Origin of the sequence: Nonomuraea sp. NPDC050547 (assembly GCF_044457345.1) — a bacterium.
In the GTDB taxonomy this organism is placed as follows: domain Bacteria; phylum Actinomycetota; class Actinomycetes; order Streptosporangiales; family Streptosporangiaceae; genus Nonomuraea.
The window spans coordinates 38,041-57,423 of record NZ_JBITGW010000008.1; the positions used below are offsets into that span (position 1 = coordinate 38,041).

Annotated in this window: 14 protein-coding genes; 7 read left to right on the forward strand and 7 right to left on the reverse strand. The window is 71.7% G+C overall.

Annotated elements, in window-relative coordinates; genetic code table 11:
- Positions 1-21 precede the first annotated feature (21 nt).
- Positions 22-1,812 carry a methionine--tRNA ligase gene (gene metG, locus ACIBHY_RS20795; RefSeq protein WP_397307485.1) on the forward strand — a complete coding sequence of 597 codons (1,791 nt, stop codon included), beginning with the start codon at positions 22-24 and terminating at the stop codon, positions 1,810-1,812.
- Here the strand turns inward: metG and ACIBHY_RS20800 are convergent.
- Together ACIBHY_RS20800 and ACIBHY_RS20805 are read right to left on the reverse strand one after the other, a co-directional pair.
- Entirely contained in the window at positions 1,748-2,956 is a 1,209-nt protein-coding gene (locus tag ACIBHY_RS20800) for an FAD-dependent monooxygenase (RefSeq protein WP_397251813.1), read from the reverse strand. The two genes, metG and ACIBHY_RS20800, sit on opposite strands and share 65 nt — an antisense overlap.
- 24 nt (positions 2,957-2,980) lie before the next feature.
- Positions 2,981-6,028, reverse strand: coding sequence for an ATP-binding protein (locus tag ACIBHY_RS20805; protein ID WP_397307486.1), 3,048 nt, complete (start codon positions 6,026-6,028; stop codon positions 2,981-2,983).
- On the opposite strand from ACIBHY_RS20805, the gene ACIBHY_RS20810 reads away from it, so the two are divergent.
- Entirely contained in the window at positions 6,027-6,911 is an 885-nt protein-coding gene (locus ACIBHY_RS20810) for a TatD family hydrolase (protein WP_397251811.1), read from the forward strand. The two genes, ACIBHY_RS20805 and ACIBHY_RS20810, sit on opposite strands and share 2 nt — an antisense overlap.
- Positions 6,912-6,976: 65 nt before the next feature.
- Complete coding sequence (locus ACIBHY_RS20815) at positions 6,977-7,903, forward strand: ubiquitin-like domain-containing protein (protein WP_397251810.1); 927 nt, start codon at positions 6,977-6,979, stop codon at positions 7,901-7,903.
- 5 nt (positions 7,904-7,908) lie between these two features.
- On the opposite strand, the gene ACIBHY_RS20820 is transcribed toward ACIBHY_RS20815, so the two are convergent.
- From ACIBHY_RS20820 to ACIBHY_RS20830, 3 genes are all read right to left on the reverse strand, one after another.
- Entirely contained in the window at positions 7,909-8,967 is a 1,059-nt protein-coding gene (locus tag ACIBHY_RS20820; protein ID WP_397307487.1) for an FG-GAP-like repeat-containing protein, read from the reverse strand.
- 61 nt (positions 8,968-9,028) lie between these two features.
- Positions 9,029-10,207, reverse strand: a complete 1,179-nt coding sequence (locus ACIBHY_RS20825) for a hypothetical protein (RefSeq protein WP_397307488.1) — start codon at positions 10,205-10,207, stop codon at positions 9,029-9,031.
- Complete coding sequence (locus ACIBHY_RS20830; RefSeq protein ID WP_397307489.1) at positions 10,204-11,871, reverse strand: serine/threonine-protein kinase; 1,668 nt, start codon at positions 11,869-11,871, stop codon at positions 10,204-10,206. The genes ACIBHY_RS20825 and ACIBHY_RS20830 overlap by 4 nt, the downstream gene beginning before the upstream one ends.
- A 92-nt stretch (positions 11,872-11,963) precedes the next feature.
- Here ACIBHY_RS20830 and rsmA point away from each other — a divergent pair, with 92 nt between their 5' ends.
- Positions 11,964-12,803, forward strand: coding sequence for a 16S rRNA (adenine(1518)-N(6)/adenine(1519)-N(6))-dimethyltransferase RsmA (rsmA, locus tag ACIBHY_RS20835; RefSeq protein ID WP_397307637.1), 840 nt, complete (start codon positions 11,964-11,966; stop codon positions 12,801-12,803).
- Between the two features lie 252 nt (positions 12,804-13,055).
- Complete coding sequence (locus tag ACIBHY_RS20840; protein ID WP_397307490.1) at positions 13,056-13,862, forward strand: NlpC/P60 family protein; 807 nt, start codon at positions 13,056-13,058, stop codon at positions 13,860-13,862.
- Between the two features lie 341 nt (positions 13,863-14,203).
- Here the strand turns inward: ACIBHY_RS20840 and ACIBHY_RS20845 are convergent, their stop codons facing one another.
- Positions 14,204-15,019 (reverse strand): arginase family protein, encoded by an 816-nt coding sequence (locus ACIBHY_RS20845; protein ID WP_397307491.1) that lies wholly within the window; start codon positions 15,017-15,019, stop codon positions 14,204-14,206.
- Positions 15,020-15,155: 136 nt separating this feature from the next.
- Between ACIBHY_RS20845 and ACIBHY_RS20850 the strand changes: the two genes are divergently transcribed.
- A complete protein-coding gene (locus ACIBHY_RS20850; protein WP_397307492.1) occupies positions 15,156-16,058 on the forward strand; it encodes a 4-(cytidine 5'-diphospho)-2-C-methyl-D-erythritol kinase in 903 nt (300 codons plus the stop codon).
- A 456-nt stretch (positions 16,059-16,514) separates the two neighbouring features.
- A complete protein-coding gene (locus tag ACIBHY_RS20855; RefSeq protein WP_397251803.1) occupies positions 16,515-18,323 on the forward strand; it encodes an ABC-F family ATP-binding cassette domain-containing protein in 1,809 nt (602 codons plus the stop codon).
- Positions 18,324-18,837: 514 nt separating this feature from the next.
- On the opposite strand, the gene ACIBHY_RS20860 is transcribed toward ACIBHY_RS20855, so the two are convergent.
- Positions 18,838-19,356, reverse strand: a complete 519-nt coding sequence (locus tag ACIBHY_RS20860; protein ID WP_397251802.1) for a MarR family winged helix-turn-helix transcriptional regulator — start codon at positions 19,354-19,356, stop codon at positions 18,838-18,840.
- Between the last annotated feature and the right edge of the window lie 27 nt (positions 19,357-19,383).

A 19,383-nucleotide genomic window follows, 5' to 3' on the forward strand; every position in this document is an offset into this window, starting at 1 on the left:
GGGAACCCGTAGGCTTAGGGCATGTCCCAGCACATCTTGACCGCTGTCGCGTGGCCCTACGCCAACGGCCCCCGCCACATCGGGCACGTTTCCGGGTTCGGCGTGCCGTCCGACGTCTTCAGTCGCTACCAGCGCATGGCGGGCAACAAGGTGCTGATGGTCTCCGGCACCGACGAGCACGGCACCCCGATCCAGGTCCAGGCGGACAAGGAGGGCGTCACGGCGCGCGAGCTGGCCGACCGCTACAACCGGGTCATCGCCGAAGACCTCACCGGCCTGGGGCTGTCCTACGACCTGTTCACCCGGACCACGACGAACAACCACTACGCCGTCACGCAGGAGATCTTCAAGGGCCTCTACGACAACGGCTACATCTTCCCGAAGACCACGATGGGCGCCATCTCCCCGTCCACCGGGCGCACGCTGCCCGACCGCTACATCGAGGGCACCTGCCCCATCTGCGGCTACGACGGCGCGCGCGGCGACCAGTGCGACAACTGCGGCAACCAGCTCGACCCGATCCAGCTCATCAACCCCAAGAGCCGCATCAACGGCGAGACCCCGGTCTTCGCCGAGACCGAGCACTTCATGCTCGACCTGCCCGCCTTCGCCGAGGTGCTCGGCACCTACCTGCAGTCCAAGCAGGGCGAGTGGCGGCCCAACGTGCTCAAGTTCGCCCTCAACCTGCTCGGCGACCTGCAGCCCAGGGCGATCAGCCGCGACCTCGACTGGGGCGTTCCCATCCCGCTCGACGGCTGGAGCGAGCAGGCCAACAAGCGGCTCTACGTCTGGTTCGACGCGGTCATCGGCTACCTCAGCGCGAGCATCGAGTGGGCCAGGCGCAGCGGCGACCCCGACGCGTGGCGCCAGTGGTGGCAGAACCCCGACGCCAAGAGCTACTACTTCATGGGCAAGGACAACATCGTCTTCCACGCCGAGATCTGGCCGGCGATGTTGCTCGGCTACAGCGGCATCGGCACCAGGGGCGGCAAGGCGGGCTCCCTGGGCGCGCTGAACGTGCCGTCCGAGGTGGTCTCCAGTGAGTTCCTGACGATGGAGGGCCGCAAGTTCTCCTCCTCGCGGCAGGTCGTCATCTACGTACGCGACTTCCTGGCCCGCTACGACGCCGACGCGCTGCGCTACTACATCGCGGTGGCGGGGCCGGAGAACCAGGACACCGACTTCACCTGGCAGGAGTTCGTCAACCGCAACAACGGCGAGCTCGTCGCGGCCTGGGGCAACCTGGTCAACCGCTCGATCTCGATGGCGGCCAAGAACTTCGGCGTCATCCCCGAGGCCGGCGAGCTGACCGACGCCGACCGGGCGCTGCTGGAGCGTTCGCGGGCGGCGTTCGGGCCGGTGGGCGCCGAACTGAACCGCTCGCGGTTCAAGAACGCCATCACCGAGGCGCTCGACGTGGTCCGCGACGCCAACAAGTACCTGGCCGAGCAGGAGCCGTGGAAGCTCAAGGACGACGCCGAGCGGCAGAAGTCGATCCTGTTCACCGCTCTCCAGGTCGTCGACGACGCCAAGACGATGCTGACGCCGTTCCTGCCGTCCTCGTCCAACAAGGTCCATGCCATGCTCGGCGGCGAGGGCGTCTGGTCGGGGATGCCGGAGATCCGGGAGGTCGACGAGGACGGCGGCACGCCGTACCCGGTGATCACCGGCGACTACAAGGACGGCGCGCGGTGGGAGCACCGGCCGATCAAGCCCGGCACTCCACTCGCGCCCCCCGTACCGCTGTTCAAGAAGCTCGATCCGAAGGTCGTCGACGAAGAGCTCGCGCGCCTGGATACTCCGGCAGAGTGATGGCCTCGGCGGTCTTCCTGACCGACTTGGCCATGAGGCCCTTCCACGGCATGTAGGGGAGAAGCTTGTAGTTCTGGTTGATGAACCAGGCCATGAACTTGCTCTCCGGGACCATGAACTTGCTGACCCCTACGGCCGACTTCTGCGCTCCGGCCACGTACTCGCGCATGATCCGCTCGTAGGCGGGGAAGCCGTCGACGTGGCCGTGGGTGGCGATCTCCCCGGCCAGCACGTACGCGCCGACCACCGACAGCCCGGTGCCCATTCCCGACAGCGGGGACGGGCACCAGGCCGCGTCACCGACGAGCGCGATCCGCCCGCGTGACCACTCGTCCATGTGGATCTGGCTGATCGAGTCGAAGTAGAAGTCGTCGGCCTTCCACATGTCCTCGAGCAGCCGCGGCACGATCCAGCCGACGTCCTTGAAGGCGTCGGCCAGGAGGCGCTTCTGCTCCTCGGCGTCGTGGCGGTCGTAGGTGAGCTCCGGCGAGCCGAAGAAGAACACCGCCTTGGCCTCGGTGTTGGCCCGCGAGGCGTAGGAGGACGCCACCTTGCCGGGCACGTTCAGGCCCTGGGCGTTGTAGTTGAGGTTGAGGTGGTTGGGCGTGGTGAAGACCGCGTTGTACAGCCCGAGGTAGGTGTGGAAGCGCGATTCCGGGCCGAAGGTCAGCGAGCGGACGTTGGAGTGCACGCCGTCGGCGCCGATGACCAGGTTGAAGCGGCGGGTGGCGCCGCGCTGGAAGGTGACGGCCACGCCGTGGGCGTCCTCGTGGAGTTCGGCGATCGAGTCGTCGAAGATGTACTCCGTCTTCTCCCTCGTCCGCTCGTACAGGATGCGGCCCAGGTCGCCGCGCAGGATCTCGACGTCACCGGCGAAGATGTCGTCGGGCATCTTGGCCAGCTTCTTGCCCGCCTCGTTGACGTTCCACAAGGCGCCCATGTTGGTCTGCTCGCGCTCGATGTCGGAGAGGATTCCCATCTTGCGCAGGACGCTCATGTGCGCCTTGCCGCGGAAGTCGACGGCGTGGCCGCCTTCACGCAGCGCGGGGGCGCGTTCGACGATCGTCGTGTTGATGCCGTAGGCGTTGAGCCAGTGGGCCAGGGCGGGTCCGGCGATGCTCGCGCCGGAGATCAGAATGTCCATGACCGTGAGCGTGCCCGGGGGAGCTCACCGGTGCCTCACCGGAGGCTCACCGGTCATCGCGGCGATCACGCCCAGCGGTGAGGCGTTGATGGCCTCGGAGCTGACGCCCGCGAGTCTGAGCGCCGCCTGCCTGCTCAGCTCCGCGCCCGCCCGGTGCGCGGCCGCGAACTCCCGCTCACCGAGCGCCGCACGGGCGCGCGCCTCCGCCGCGAGCCGGTCCTCATCACCGGGTACGGCACTGCCGCGCAGCGCCACGGCCGCCCCGAGCAGCCTCGCGGCCTCGGCCGGTTCGGCCAGCCCGGCCAGCGCCTCCACGGCCCGCGCGCTCTCCGGGACGGCCCCGGTCGCGACGGCCACCTCGACGGCCTGCCGGTAGGCCTCGGCGGCGGCGACCGGATCGCCTTCCGCCTCGGCCATCCGCCCGACGCCGACCAGCACCCGCGTGTGGTTGCCCGAGCTCTTGATCCATCCGGCGTCGGAGCGGGCCAGCGCCTGCTGGTACAGCTCGCGGGCCGCGGGCAGGTCGCCCGCCATCCTCGCCAGGTCGCCCAGGCCGCGCAGGGCGGCGGCGAGGTAGGTGGGGATGCCCGAGCGCCTGGCCACCTCGGCCGCCAGCTCGTAGTCGGCCCGCGCGGCCGCCGGATCGTCGCGCTGGCGCAGGTCGCCCCGGTTGCACAGCAGGTCGGCGTGGTCCTCGTCGGCGCCCAGCAGCTCGGCCAGCTCCAGCGCCCGGCTGGTGTGGGCCAGCGCCGCCACCCGGTCGCCGGTGTTGACGCCCAGCCAGCCCAGCGAGTCGAGGGCCAGCGCCGAGCCCCAGCGGTCGCCGAGCTCCTGGAAGCCTTCCAGCGAGGCGGTGAGGGCGGCGTGCGCGGCGGAGTACTCGCCGGCCGCCATGTGGGGGAAGGCCCAGATGATCCGGGACATCGCCCGCGCCCACGGATCGCCGCCGCTCTCGGCCCGGCGCAGCACGCGCAGGACGAGTTCCGGGTCGCCGCCGTTGGCCGTCATCAACGGCCACAGGAACGTCAGCAGCGGATGCCCGTGCTCCCGGTCGATCAGGGCGGAGGCCCGCCGCAGGTAGCGCTCCTCGCCCGCGATCAGCGCGCACAGGGCGTAGTCGTCGCCGAGCGCGGGGTCCGGTCGCGGGCCCGCCGCCGCCAGCAGCGCCGTGGCCTCGGCCATGGCGGTGGTGCGGATGCCGCGCATCCACAGGTAATGGGCCTGCGCGCCGATCAGCCGCATGCCCAGCTCGACCGCTCCCGACTCGACGGCGAAGCGCAGCGCCTCACGCAGGTTGCCGTGCTCGGCGGCCAGCGCGTCCAGCCAGCGCAGCTGCTCGCCGCGGCGGAGGTGGGGGTCGGCCTCCAGGGCCAGGTCGAGGTAGTAGGCCGCGTGCGCCTGCCGTACCGCGTGGGGGGCGTCGAGCTTTTCCGCGCAGAAGGCGCGGATCGTGGCGAGCATGCGGTAACGGCCGCCCGAGACCTCCACGAACGACTTGTCGGCGAGCGAGTCGAGCAGCGCCTCCGCGTCCGGCAGACCGCTGACCCGCGCGGCGGCCGCGGCGCTCGCACCGCCGGCGAACACGGTCAGTCGCGCGGCCATCGCCCGCTCGTCGGCGCTCAGCAGCTCCCAGCTCCACGCGACGACCGCGCGCAGCGTGCGGTGCCTGGCCTCGGCGGTACGGCTGCCGCGCGACAGCAGCGGGAACCGCTCGGACTCCAGGCGCTCGGCCAGCTCGGCGGCCTCGTGGGTACGCATGCGGGCGGCGGCCAGCTCGATCGCCAGCGGCAACCCGTCCAGCGCGAGGCAGATCGACTCCACGACCGGCTGCGCGGCGAAGTCCGGCCGCACCGCCCGCGCCCGGTCGGTGAACAGCTTGACCGCGTCGGCCAGCGGGAGCGGGCGCACCGGCCACAGGTGCTCGGCGGTCAGCCCCAGCGGCTCGCGGCTGGTCGCCAGGACGCGCAGGCCGGGGCAGGCGGTGAGCAGCCGTTCGGCGAGCGCGGCGACGTCGTCGATGATCTGCTCGCAGTTGTCCAGCACGAGCAGCAGTTCGCGCCCGGACAGCGCCGCGACCAGGCGCACGGCCGGGTCGGCGGGCTCCTCGCGGTCTCCCGGCGGATGCAGGCCGCTGTCGCGGACGCCGAGCGCGGCCATCATGACCTGCGGCAACTGACTGCCGTCGCGGATGGCGGCCAGCTCGACCACCTGCCGGCCCGGCTGTTCGCGCACGACCTCCGTGGCCAGCCTGGTCTTGCCGACCCCGCCGGGCCCGAGCAGCGTCACCAGCCTGGCCCGCGCCAGCAGCGCCCTTACCCGTGCCGCGTCCTGTTCGCGGCCGACGAAGCTGGTGAGCGGGAGCGCCTCCTGCGGGGTGGGAGGATCTTCCCCGCGCAACAGTTCCCGGTGGATCGCGGACAGCTCGGGAGAGGGGTCCGCGCCCAGCTCGTCGGCCAGAAGCCGACGGGTGCGCTCATAGACGACCAGGGCCTCGGCGGGCCGGCCGGCCGCGTGCAGGGCGCGCATGAGCTGCGCGCGCGGGCGCTCGCGCAGCGGGTGGCTCTCGACCAGCTCGCCGAGCGCGGCCAGGGCCGCGCGATGGTCGCCGCGCCGCAGGTCGGACTCGGCCAGGTCCTCCAGGGCGGCGAGGTGCCGCTCCTCCAGATGTACGGCCGGCGCCGGCGACGCCCACCACCCGAGCGCCTCCCGCAGCAGCCCGGCGGCCCGATCCGGATCACCGGAGCCGAGCGCCTCGCGGCCCTGCTCGGCCAGGCGCAGGAAGCGGTGCACGTCGACGTCGTTCGGGTCCACGTTCAGCACGTATCCGGCCGCCACCCGCTCCACCGCGATGCCGTCGCGGCGCAGCCTGGACACCTGGGACTGCAGGGCGTGGTGCGCGTCCTTCGGGGGGCGCTCGCCGTACACCTCGTCGATGAGGCGCTCGGCGCCGACCGCGCGGCCGGGGCTCAGCAGGAGCGTGGCCAGCAGCGCGCGCCGGGCCGGGCCCCCGAGCGAAACCTCGCTCCCGTCCGCCCGCCAGGCGCGGACCGCCCCGAGCACCCCGAACCGCATGGCAGCCACTATAGGGTTGGGCGACGTGAGCAAGAGTCCCGCTGTTCCCGAGCCTCTGGGCGCCGAGGTCTTCGACAGCCACTGCCACCTGGACATCATGGTCGGCAACCGGCAGGCCTCATCAGGCGATCCGGTGGCGCAGGCCGCGCAGGCGGCGGCGGCCTCGGTGGAGACGATTCTGGCCGAGGCGCGCTCGGTGGGGGTTACGAGCCTGGTGACGATCGGCTACGACCTGACCTCCTCGCAGTGGAACGCGCGGGTCGCCGCCGAGCACCGAGGCGTCTACGCGGGCGTGGCGATCCACCCCAACGAGGCCCACGCGTCCACGCCCGAGGTGCTGGCCGAGATCGAACGGCTCGCGCGGCGCGCGGAGGTGCGGGCCGTGGGCGAGACCGGGCTCGACTACTTCCGCGACTGGGCTTCGAAGGACGACCAGCACGAGAGCTTCCGCGCGCACATCGAGATCGCCAAGCGCACCGGCAAGGCGCTGGTGATCCACGACCGCGACGCGCACGACGACGTGCTGAAGGCGCTGGCCGCGGAGGGGGCGCCGGACGTCGTCGTCTTCCACAGTTTCTCCGGCGACGCCGAGATGGCCGCGAAGTGCGTCGAAGCCGGATATTTCATGTCTTTCTCCGGTCCGGTCACCTACAAGAACGCCGGCTACCTGCGCGAGGCCGCCGCCGTCGCGCCCGCCGAGCTGATGCTGGTCGAGACCGACGCCCCCTACCTCCCGCCGGTGCCCCACCGCGGCAAGCCCAACGCCCCCTACCTGATCCCGCTCACCCTGCGCTGCCTGGCCGAGGTCAAGGGCGTCCAGCCGGAGGTGCTGTGCGAGGCGATCACCGCCAACGGGGCCACCGTCTTCGGCATCTTTTCGTGAACCGGTAGAGGCGGGCGGGTGCCCGCCGCTAGCGTCGGGCGCCCGAGTCTCTCCGGAGGTCGCCCGTGCGTGGCAGAAGGCGCGCCCCGCGCCCGCAGGTCCCATGGCGCTCGCCGTGGACGCTGGTGGTCGGTCTGGCCGCGGTCGCGGTCACGGGCGGACTGGCGGCCGTCGCGAGCATGTCCAAGGACATCAAGCTCGTCGTGGACGGTGAGACCGTCGTGATCCGCAGCTTCGCCGGGTCGGTGTTCGAGCTGCTGACGGAGGCCGAGGTGGCGGTGGGGCTCGGCGACTACCTGCGGCCGGGCGGGCACGACCAGGTCGTCGACGGCGCCACGATCGTGGTCCGCCACGCGCGCCCGCTCCGGCTGACCGTCGACGGGCGCACCAGCAACCGCATGGTGACCGCCACGAACGTCGCCGCCGCGCTCGACGAGCTGGAGATCGACCACGCGGGCGGCCGGCTGTCCGCACCGCCCGACCGGATGGTGCCGCTGTCGGGGATGTCGCTGACCATGTACACCTCGCGGCGCGTGCGGGTGATCGCCGGGACGGACCGGAGGTGGACCAGAACCACCGCTGGAACGGTCCGGGAGGTGCTGCGGCAGGAGCGGATCGACACGCCTCGGGGATACAGGATCACGCCGCCGCCGGACAGCTTTCCGCGCCAGGGCACCGTGATCAGGGTGACGCCGCCGGGGCCGGTGCTGCCGCCGCGTACCGTGCCGGTGCAGGCTGCGGTCGCGAGACTCAACTGGGCCGGGCTGGCCCAGTGCGAGTCCCACGGCAATCCCCAGGCGCTCAATCCGGCCGGGCCCTACTACGGCATGTACCAGTTCAGCCTGGCCAGCTGGCAGTCGGTGGGCGGAGTGGGGACGCCGGTGATGTGGCCGGCAGAGGAGCAGACCTACCGGGCGCAGCTGCTGTACCAGCGGGTGAGCGCCCGGTGGGAGGGCCAGTGGCCGCACTGCGGGGCCCGCTTGTTCGGCTGAGACGCTCAGCCGGAGATGGCGTCGCCGAACTGGGTGCTGCCCGGAACCCGATAGGTCTGGATATTTCCGGATTTGAGGTCCAGGACAGCGACGGCGCCGCCCGGACTGGCCGTCGGCATGCCGACGGCCAGGCTCGTCTCCGTGAGGGCCGCCGACCAGGGCTCCGGCTGCTGCCAGGGGCGGGCCTCTCCGGGCGGCACCTGCCAGGCGCCGTCGCTCCACACCGCCGCGTAGCCCTGGGGCGAGGCCGTCAGCAGGGTGGGGTTCGCCTTCCTGGTGAGGTGGGACCTGGGGGTGCCGTCGTCGGCGTAGAGCCTGACCTGGCCGCAACCGCTGACGACGTAGCCCTGGTGATAGGCGACGGCGGCGGCGTAGTTGCGGCAGCTCTTCGGCGGCTGGAGCCTGATCGCGCGCTCGCCGACGAGCGTCGCCGTCCTGTCGTACGGCGTGCCCACCAGGACCGCGTCCGGGCCCAGGGCCAGGGCGGTGCCGAACCGGTCGTACGGTTCGCCGGTGCCCGGGATGCCGGGTGAGTTCTGGGTGATCGTGCGGTGGATCGTGCCCTTGCCGGCCAGATGTACGGAGCCGGAGGCGGTGACGCCGTCGGCGTCGTCATGCGGGGCGCCGACGGCGATCTGGTCGCCGCGGACGGCCAGGGACTCGCCGAACCCGGCCCCTGGTTTCGGGTCTGGCGCGACCAGCTTTCCGGGGGGCCTCTTCTGGCCGCCGTACAGGATGTAGACGGCGCCCGCGGCCTGGTTGCCCCGCACGTCGGTGTACGGGGCTCCCGCCACCACGTCCGCGCAGCCGTCGCCGTCCACGTCGCCCATGCCCACGGCGGCGCCCAGGCCCCTGGCGTCCTTGTCGGGGGCCGGGAGCCTGGTCACCTTGCCCGCGCTGATCAGGTACAGCGCGCCCGGACCGGCTCGCCACTGTTCGGTGTCGCCCACCACCAGGTCGTCGTGGCCGTCGCCGTCCACGTCCCGGGGGCTCGCCTTGGCGCAGTCGGCCGCCGGGCGATGGTCGCCGTCCGGCGTGGTGCAGGCCGTGACCAGCAGGGACATGACCGCTGCCACGGCCAGTGGCCTTGATGCCTTCAACGCCCTCCCTGCTGTTCGTGGGGGTTCAGCCGGTGACGCTGGAGCCGAAGTCGGCGCCGGCCGGGGGCTCGGCGCGCTGGACCTCCTCGGTGTTGCGGCCCAGGACGGCGACCTGGCCCGCGCGGCCCGCGTCGGGCTGGCCGGCCAGCAGGCGGTTGCCGCTGAAGGCCAAGGCCCGGCCGTCCAGGTTCAGGCGCCGGTCCTGGCCGGAGGACTGGAACGAGGTGAGCAGGACGCCCCCGCCGTACGGGCTGCCCGCGGCCAGTCGGCCGTCGGGCGAGATCGCCAGCGAGTAGCCGAAGCCCTGCGTGCCCTGGCGGATGGTCCTGACCGGGCGCAGCGCCGGGGTGTAGAGCTGCACGTAGCCGGGGCCGGGGGCGCTCACCGCGAGGCCCACGCCGTCGGTGTAGGCGACCGCGTAGCCGAACCGGTCGCCGGCCTTCTTGGTGGGGGAGTCCCACTTCTGGCCCTGGAGGGTCGGCGCGGTGGCGTCCGTGATGATGGTGACCTGGCCTGAGTGGATCTTGCCGGCGCCGACCTGGCGGCCCGCCCCGTCGTCGTTCTCGTACGGCACGCCGACGAACAACGCCCGATCCTTGGACAGGGCCACCGAGTATCCGAACTGGTCGCCGACTTCGCCGTTGCCGGGGACTTCGGACGATTCCTGACTTATCCGCTTAAGGGGTTGGCTGCCGGACTTGATGTAGACGGATCCGGTGTCGGCGATCTGGGCTTCGTTCTCGTGGGGTGCGCCTATGGCCAGGAGGTTGCCGTGGGCGGCCAGGGACCAGCCGAAATGGGCGTCCTGCTGGGGTTGCGGGGCGGTGAGGAGCTGGGGTCGCGTGGCGGCTCCGCCGTACAGGATGTGGACCGCGCCCGCGTCGCGCACGCCCTGCACATCCGCGTACGGCGCGCCCACCACCAGGTCGGCGCAGGCGTCCGCGTTGACCCTGGCCAGCTTCACCGACCAGCCGAACGCGTCGCCGTCACCCAGGGACGGCAGGGGGAGGCTGACCACCTTGGTGCCGGAGAGCAGGTGTACCGCGCCCTTGCCGCCGTTGGCGAACGGGTCGCCGACGGCGGCGTCGTCCTGGCCGTCGCCGTCGAAGTCGCTCTGGTTGTTGCAGGCCGTCGGCGTCGCCGCATGGGCGGGGGAGATGGCCAGGGCGGCGAGGGCGAGCGTGAGGATGGTCCGGACGATCATGACAGTCGCACCTCGATCTGCTTGCCGCCGGTGAACATCGTGCCGGACAGCCGCGCCGCCTTCCTGACCGGCGGCAGGTCGAACACGAACACCCCGTCGAACCGTCCGCCCGCCGTCAGCGCGGCAGGGAGCTGGGAGGAGACCGGCAGCGGATCGTGACGGCCGTTCCTGTCGTCGATCAGGGTGAGGGCCGGGGTGCCGACCGTGGTGAGCTCGCCGCCGGGGTTCAGCAGGGTCCAGCGCAGCAGGCAGAGCCGGCCGTTGGCGGGGGTGGCGCCCTGGTATCCGGCCACGCCGCACTCGGGGGCGGTCGCGATGATCAGCTGCGGGCCGTCGAAGGCGTCGCTGAGCTGGAACCTGCGGCCCACGTCGGTGACGGCGGGCTCGCCCGCTTGCGGGGTGTTCTGGACCGCGGGGCTGTTGCGCGAGCCCTGCCAGATCAGCACACCCGTCGTCAGCGCCAGCGCCAGTACGGCCGCCGCCGCCGCGATCAGCCAGCGGGTGCCTCTTGTCCTGGGGCGGTCGGGGACGTAGCCGGCCGGGGGAGCGGTGGCGTACTCGACCGGTGGGAGGAGCTCCTCCGGCCGGTCGAGGTCACGGAAGGTCTGGCCCGTCGGTACGGGCGTGCTCTGGTCCGCCGGGTAGGTCTCCGGCGTCGCCGCGGCGCGGGCCGGGGTGGTGGGGGCCTGGGTGGCGGTGAGGGGGAGTCTGGGGGGCGGGGTGGGGGTGATCGAGAAGGTGGAGGTGATGTCCGGGCTGTCCACGACGTTCTGCGGCGGCTGCCAGCCGCGCAGCAACTCGGTGCCCGCCAGCGTGGGCGGGTCGGCCGCCGGTGCCGGGGCGCCGCCGCTGACCAGGGCGAGGAGGAGGTCCTGGGCGGTGGGGCGCTGGGCGGGGTCCATGGCGGTGGCGCGCCGTACCAGATCGTCGAGAGGCGCGGGCAGCGTGCCGATCTCCGGCGGCCCGTTCAGGACGCGGGTGGCCAGCGTGATCACGTCGCCGCGCCCGAACGGGTGGCGGCCGCTTCCGGCGTAGGCGACCAGGCAGCCCCAGGAGAAGATGTCGGCGGCGGGGGTGACCTGTTCGCCGCGTACCTGCTCGGGGGCCCACCAGCCGGGGCTGCCGAGGAGTTCGCCGGAGAGGGTGAAGCCGGTCTCGCGGTCGAGGGCGCGGGCGATGCCGAAGTCGATCACGCGGGGACCGGAGAGGCTGAGGATGACGTTGGCGGGCTTGAGGTCGCGGTGCACGAGCCCGGCGACGTGGATGGCGGCCAGGGCGGCGGCCACGCCGAGGGCGACGCCGTGGAGTGGTCCGGCCTCCAGCGCGCCGAATCTCGCGATCTGCTCGGACAAAGGAGTGCCCGCGATGAATTCCGTGACCATGTAGGGACGGCCTTCGTCGCTGTTGCCGTTGTCCAGAACCTGGGCGGTGCAGAATGAGGCGACCCGCCGGGCGTTGTCCACTTCCGCGTGGAAGCGGGCCGCGAACCCCTCCTGGTTCGCAAACTCCGACTTCACCACCTTGAGCGCGACAAATCGCCCGCCTGGCGCCCGTGCCAGGAAAACCGTGCCCATGCCGCCCTCGCCGAGCCGCCCCAGCAGCCGGTAAGGGCCGATTTCCCGGGGATCCGCGGGGCGAAGCGGCGCGGCGCCCGTTGGCTCCATCAGGGATGTCCCTTCGTCTTTCACGCCATCCTCCCCTGTGGTGCCCCCCGTCCGCTATCTCAGGTTCTTCGGTGCGGGAGACTAGTTGGATGATGGACCTGCTAGGCCCGATAGAAATACGTAATTTGGCGGAGAAGCTCGATCTTCGTCCGACAAAGCGACTCGGGCAGAACTTCGTGATCGACGGCGGCACCGTCCGCCGCATCGTCCGGGTGGCCGAGGTCGCGCCGGACGACGTCGTGATCGAGGTGGGGCCGGGGCTGGGTTCGTTGACGCTGGCGCTGCTCGCGGCGGCCGAGCACGTCGTCGCGGTGGAGATCGACCCGGTCCTCGCCGCGCAACTTCCGGAGACGGTGGCAGGCCGCGGCCTGTCCGAAAAGCTGACCGTGGTGGGCGCCGACGCGCTGCGGATCGGCCCCGGCGACCTGGCCGGACACGTGCCGACCGCGCTGGTGGCGAACCTGCCCTACAACGTGGCCGTCCCCGTCGTGCTCCACCTGCTGGAGTCGCTGCCGTCGCTGCGCAAGTCGCTGGTAATGGTCCAGTCCGAAGTGGCCGACCGGCTCGCCGCGCCGCCCGGCTCCAAGGTGTACGGCGTGCCGTCCGTCAAGGCCGCCTGGTACGCCGACGTGCGCAGGGCGGGCCCGGTGGGCCGTACCGTGTTCTGGCCCGTCCCCAACGTGGACTCCGGCCTCGTCTCCCTGATCCGCAGGGACCCGCCCGCGACCACCGCCACGCGTGAGCAGGTGTTCGCCGTCATCGACGCCGCCTTCGCCCAGCGCCGCAAGACCCTCCGCGCCGCCCTGTCAACGTGGGCCGGCAGCCCGTCCGCCGCCGAAACCGCCCTGCGCGCGGCCGGCGTCGACCCCTCGGCCCGAGGTGAACAACTCGACATTACCGCCTTCACCCGCATCGCCGAGAACACCCCCTGACCTCACGCCCTGTAGCCCGCCGGGCGTCCGCGTAGGTGTACGGCGGGGCGGAATCGCGTAGGCGTACGGCTGGGCGGGGTTCCGCGTTGGCGTGCGGGTCCGCGTAGGCGTACGGCCAGGTCTGGCACGGCGTTGTCCACAACCACGCGCGTGACCCCGCGTCCCCATCCCCAGAACCGCGTTCGCCGCCAAAACCGCCACCCGATCCGCACGATCCTGGGCCTCCCATCCGATCCAGCCCAGGAGAACACCATGATGTGGCTCACCCTCGGCGGCGGCTTCCTGGCCACGCTGAGCACGGTCCCCGCGCCGACCGCCGAGTGCCAGGTGGTCATCACCATCCCGGCCGCCTACGCACACCTGGTCGTCCCGCGGCCGCCCGGCCAAGAATCCGCGGCACCTTCCCGGAGTCCCGGCTCCCGCGAGGTGAAGCGAGTGATCACCCTCCCGGCAGCGGCCTGCACCCGGTTGGAGCGTCCAACCTCCATCGGCCGTGACGGCGCACTCGCCAAACCTGCGCCGTCACGCTCCCACCCTCCCCATCCGTGGTGGACCACCCCCAAGCTCGAACGGATCATCACCGTCAAGCCCACCCCGGCGCCCGACCCTGAACGCCCCACCCCGAGCACGAAGAAGAACCCCAGACCCACCAAGGGCGAAGCCGCCGCCACAGCCGCCCTGGCAAGGCTGGGCACCCCGTTCTCCTGGGGCGGAGGCGCTCCCTCCGGCCCCACCCGAGGCATCGGCAAAGGCGCGAACACCGTCGGCTTCGACTGCAGCGGCCTCACCCTCTACGCGTGGTCGAAGGCAGGCGTGACCCTGGGCCACTACACCGGCACCCAGTTCCGCCAGGGCCGCCGGGTGGCGCTGTCCGACCTGCGCAAGGGAGACCTGGTCTTCTTCGGCGGCGGCAACGGCGACCCCACTCACGTGGGCCTCTACCTGGGCGACGGCATCATGATCCACGCCCCCAAGACCGGCGACGTGGTCAGGAAAACCCAGTTCCTGAAGTCGTCCTACTACCGCTCCACCTACCGAGGCGCCGTCCGCCCCGGCTAACCCACCCAACAACCCCGCTTGGCTCCACGGCCCCTGGCTTGGCTCTGGGTGTCCGCCCGGCTCCACGGCTCCTCGCCTGGCTCCGGGCGTCCGCTTGGCGCCACGCCCCGGCCTGGCATTGGGTGTCCGCCCGGCTCCACGGCCCCCGCCTGGCTTTGGTGCCACGGCTCTCGTCCACAAGCCTGGGTCGTGGCACCGGACCCTCTCCACACCCCTGCGTCAGTCCTTACCGCTCGACCTCGGCCCACTCCCTCCCCGGGCCCTCGCCAGGCTGGGGCCCACCGGCATGCTGTCCGCCTCGGCGGTTGGCGGGCTCGGGGTGGGGTCGGGGTGGGGTCGGGTCAGCGGGTTTGGGTGCAGGTCTTGACCAGGGCGGAGACCAGGGGTGTCAGGGTGGCCTGATCGTCGGGGTCGTTGGGCTCGTACTCGGTGATCCCGAGCCCGGCGATCTCGAACCGGCCGGTCACAGCCTCCACCAGCCCCAGCAACTGCCCAGCCCCCAACCCGCCCCGAGCCGGTGCCCCCACCGAAGCGAACTCCCCAGGATCCAGCACATCCAGATCGATGTGAATGTAGACGGCGACCTCCCCGTCACCGGCCCGCGAAACCCCGTCCAGAAGAGCATCCGCACCGGCCAGATCCTCGACACGAAGGTGACGAACCCCGCGCTCCTCGATGAACGCCGCCTCGGCCGCGTCCAGGTCCCGCGCCCCGGCGAGGACGATCCGCCGAGGATCCAGGCTCACCTCGGGCAGCAGTTCACGATGCCCCTCGCCGGTGAGCGCCCGCAGCACCATCCCGTGAAAGGCCCCGGAAGGAGAGGTATCGGGCGTGTTCAGGTCCCCGTGGGCGTCGAACCACAGCACCACCAGCCGTTCCCCGTACCGGCGCACGGCCGCGGCGATCGGCTCGAGGTCGACCCCGCAGTCACCGCCCAGCGTCACAGGGAAGCCCTGGGCACCGGCTCGCGCGGCACGGACCCGGGAGGCGGTGACCGCGAGTTCAGCGGGAGTGGAGCCTTCCGCCACCTCGACCCGCACCCGGTCCCCGCCGGGCACCATCTCGGCCAGCAGCCTGGCCCCTTCGACGAGGCGCTCCGCCGTACGGGATCCCGACGACCGCCACTGCGGCACCTCGATAACCGAAATCAACGTCATCTGCCTACGATGCATCATCTCCGGATGAAAGGTGTGGCCGGGGTGACGTGCGGGTTCGGGATGGGGCGTGGGGCGGCCGGGGGCCCGCTACCATCGAGGGTCCTGACTCCGAGGCGATGAAAGTGGCAGCAGATCGATGAGTTCGGTGACCGTACGGGTGCCCGCCAAAGTCAATGTGCAGCTTTCCGTCGGGCCCTTGCGTGACGACGGCTACCACGACCTCGTGAACGTCTTCCACGCCGTATCGATCTTCGACGAGGTCGAGGCCAGGGAGTCGGAACTGGTCAAGGTCAGCGTCGTGGGCGAATGGGCCGACCAGGTGCCGCTCGACGACGGCAACCTGGCCATCCAGGCCGCCCGCGCGCTGGCCAAGCACGCGGGCCGCAGCTATGGCGTCGAACTCGTCATCAGGAAGGCGATCCCGGTGGCGGGCGGGATGGCCGGAGGCAGCGCCGACGCCGCGGGCGCGCTGGTGGCGTGCAACGAGCTGTGGGGGCTCGGCCTGCCGCCCGAGGACCTCATGGAGATCGCCGCGGACCTGGGCAGCGACGTACCGTTCTCCCTGCTCGGCGGCACGGCGGTGGGCACCGGCCGAGGCGAGCAGCTGACCGGCCTGGAGACGAGCGGAACCTTCCACTGGGTCTTCGCCATCGCCGACGGCGGCCTGTCGACGGCGAAGGTGTATGCCGAGTGCGACCGCCTGCGCGAGGCCACCGGCGAGGCGGTCGGATGGCCCCAGGTCAGCGAACCCCTGCTGACCGCCCTGCGCACCGGCGACGCGCGGGCCCTGGGCACCGTCCTGACCAACGACCTGCAGCCCGCCGCCCTCATGCTGCGCCGCAGCCTGGCCCGCACCCTGGAAACCGGCCGCGACCTCGGCGCGCTGGGCGCCATCGTCTCCGGCTCCGGACCGACCTGCGCGTTCCTGGCGGCGGACGCCGACCACGCCCGCGACCTGGCCATCTCCCTCACCGCCTCCGCCGTCTGCCAAACCGCCGCACCCACCACAGGCCCCGCCCCCGGAGCCCACCTGATCTAACTCCGCCCTCGGCCTCCGAACGTTCCGTCCGAGCAACTGCGCGTCGGGGCTTGCTATCCGCTACGGATCCGCTGTGCGTTCGGGCTCTCCATCCGTTACGGCTCCGCCGCCCACCCGCCCCGCCGTACCCGGTGGACGTCTGTCGAGCGATGGCCGTGAGGGCTCACGTGGCACTCGCCGTAACAACTCCGCCCTTGACCCCCGAAGACACAGGTACACCCCGGTCGGGCACGACACAACCTGACCAGGGCAGACACGGGCACCTCGGCCACGCGGCAGAACACCGTGGCCAGGGCGACCGGCGGCGGGGCGACCGGCGGCGGGGCGACCGGCGGCGGGGGGCACCGCGTCGGTTCGGCCGTCTCGCAAGGTTGTGGGCCTGTGAAGGATTCGGCGCGGTGGGTGGGTTGGAGGGTGGATGGGGTGGCGTTGGGTTGCCAGTACGCTGGGACGGCCATGAATCTGGTCAATCTTGAGTCTGTTTCCCATGCCTACGGCCCCAAGCCGTTGCTCAGCGATCTCTCCCTCGGGGTGGAGGCCGGTGAGCGGATCGGGGTGGTCGGACGTAACGGCGGTGGCAAGACCACCCTGCTGGCGGTGATCTCCGGTGAGGTCAAACCGGACAGCGGCCGGGTCACGCACAACCGGGGCCTGCGGATCGGTGTCCTGTCGCAGCAGGACACGTTGGATCCCGGGCTGAGTGTGCGCGAGACCGTGCTGGGTGGGCGGGCTGAGCATGAGTGGGCCGGTGACCAGGGTGTACGGGAGATTCTGGCCAATCTGATCGGTGACCTTGACCTGGAGTCCAAGGCGTCGGAGTTGTCGGGTGGGGAGCGGCGGCGTACGGCGCTGGCCAAGCTGCTCATCGACGAACACGAGCTGATCATGCTCGACGAGCCCACGAACCACCTGGACATCGAGGCGATCGCCTGGCTGGCCGGGCACCTGGCGACGCGTAAGAGCGCGCTCGTGGTGGTGACGCACGACCGGTGGTTCCTCGACGCCGTCTCCACGCGGACGTGGGAGGTCGTCGACGGCAAGGTCGAGCGTTATGAGGGTGGTTACGCGGCGTACGTCCTGGCCAAGGCCGAGCGGGCGCGCATCGCCCAAGCCGCCGAGGAACGCCGCCAGAACCTCATGCGCAAGGAGATCGCCTGGCTGCGGCGGGGCCCGCCCGCGCGTACCTCGAAGCCGAAGTTCCGCGTCGACGCCGCGCAGGCGCTGATCGCCAACGAGCCGCCCGCGCGGGAGAGCGTGGAGCTGGTGAAGTTCGCGACGGCGCGGCTGGGCAAGACCGTGTACGACCTCGAAGACGTCACCCTCCACGCCGGAGGCCCCGGCAGCGGGCCGATGGTGCTCGACGCGTGCACGTGGCAGTTCGGGCCGGGTGACCGGATCGGGCTGATCGGGGTCAACGGCTCCGGTAAGTCGTCGGTGCTGCGGCTGCTCGCGGACACGGTCCAGCCGGACACGGGCCGCGTGGTGCGCGGCAGGACGGTCCGCCTGGCACACCTGTCGCAGGAACTGACCGAGCTGGACCCGACGCGCCGCGTGCTGGAGACGGTCGAGGAGATCCGCAAGTACATCCAGGTCGGCAAGCGCGAGTGGACCGCCTCCCAGCTGCTCGAACGCCTCGGCTTCAAGGGCGAGGCGCAGTGGAAGGTCGTCGGCGAGCTGTCGGGTGGGGAGCGGCGGCGGCTGCAGTTGCTGCGCCTGCTCATGGACGATCCCAACGTGCTGCTGCTCGACGAGCCCACCAACGACCTCGACATCGAGACGCTCAACGAGCTCGAAGACCTGCTCGACGGCTGGCCCGGCACGCTGATCCTGGTCAGCCACGACCGCTACTTCCTGGAGCGCGTCGCCGACCGCTGCGTGGCGCTGCTCGGCGACGGCAGGCTGTCGATGCTGCCCGGCGGCGTGGACGAATACCTGGAGCGCCGCGCGGCCGGCACCGCCCTGACCGCCCGCCTCGCCTCCACCCCCGCCCCGTCCGGTACGGCTCCAGCCACCCCTTCGCCGGCCACCACCCCTTCGGGCCCGTCGGCCAAGGAAGAACGCGAACTCCGCAAGGAACTGAGCCGCCTGGAGCGCCAGCTGGACAAGCTGACCGGCCAGGAGGCCAAGCTTCACGAACAGATGGCGGCGGCGGCCAGCGACTACGAGCGGCTCGGCTCGCTGGACGCCCAGCTGAGGGACATCCAAACCCAGAAGGACACCATCGAAGCCGAATGGCTGGAAACCGCCGACCGCCTCGGCGAGTAGCCGCCGACCGCCTCGGCGAGCAACCCACCCCGGACTTACCAACGCCCCCAGGTGGCCAACATCGCCGGGTGATGCCGCGTGGCCGGGTGATGCCGCGTGGCCGGGTGGCGTCGCCGACCGTGCCGGGTAGGGCCGGGTAGCAGGGACACCCGGGTGGGCTGAGCGCCGTAGAGGGGCGCCGGGCTCCGCCGTACCGCGTCTCGCCGCGGCGGCGCCTGAAAAGCGTGGGTGGGCCCGCGTGCAGTGGGGCCGAGATACCCGGTGTGCCGTTGGCCTGGGGTGGGCAAGGGCGGAGTCGTTGCGGCGGGAACCTCGTGAGCCTTCACGACCGGCGCTCGACGGTCGCGCGCCCACGACGGCGGTGCGGGCGGCCCGGCGCTAGCCGTAACCCTAAAGGCGGCCACAACCGCAGAGCACGACAACCTCAGAGCACGACAACCGCAGAGCGTGACAACCGCAGAGCACGACAACCGTAGAGCGCCGCGACCGTAGAGCGCCGTAACGGCATAAAGCGTCAGTTGGAGGAACCTGCGTCGAACGGGGCGAGGAGGGTGCGGAGGAGGGCGGCGAGGGTGCGCTGGTCGGGCTCGTCGAGGCCGGCGAGGAGGTCGTGTTCGCGGCGTAGCAGTCCGGAGAACGCCGAGTCCACCCGCTGCAGTCCCGTGTCCGTCAACGAGACGAGCACGCCGCGCCGGTCTTCCGGGTCGGGGCGGCGGCGGACGAGGCCGGCCTGGGCCAGGCGGTCGATGCGGTTGGTCATCGTGCCCGACGTCACCAGCGTGGCGCGCAGGAGGGCGCCGGGGGACAGTTCGTAGGGTTTGCCCGCTCGCCGTAGTGCCGTCAGCACGTCGAACTCCCATGGTTCGAGGTCGTGCTCGGCAAAGGCGGCCCGGCGGGCCCGGTCGAGGTGCTTGGCTAGGCGGGAGACGCGGGAGAGCACCTGGAGGGGTTCGACGTCGAGGTCGGGCCGCTCGGTCCGCCAGGCGGCGACCAGCCGGTCGACCTCGTCAAGGGACTCGTGCGCATCCGTCATGGATGCAGTGTACTGTCTTGACATCGA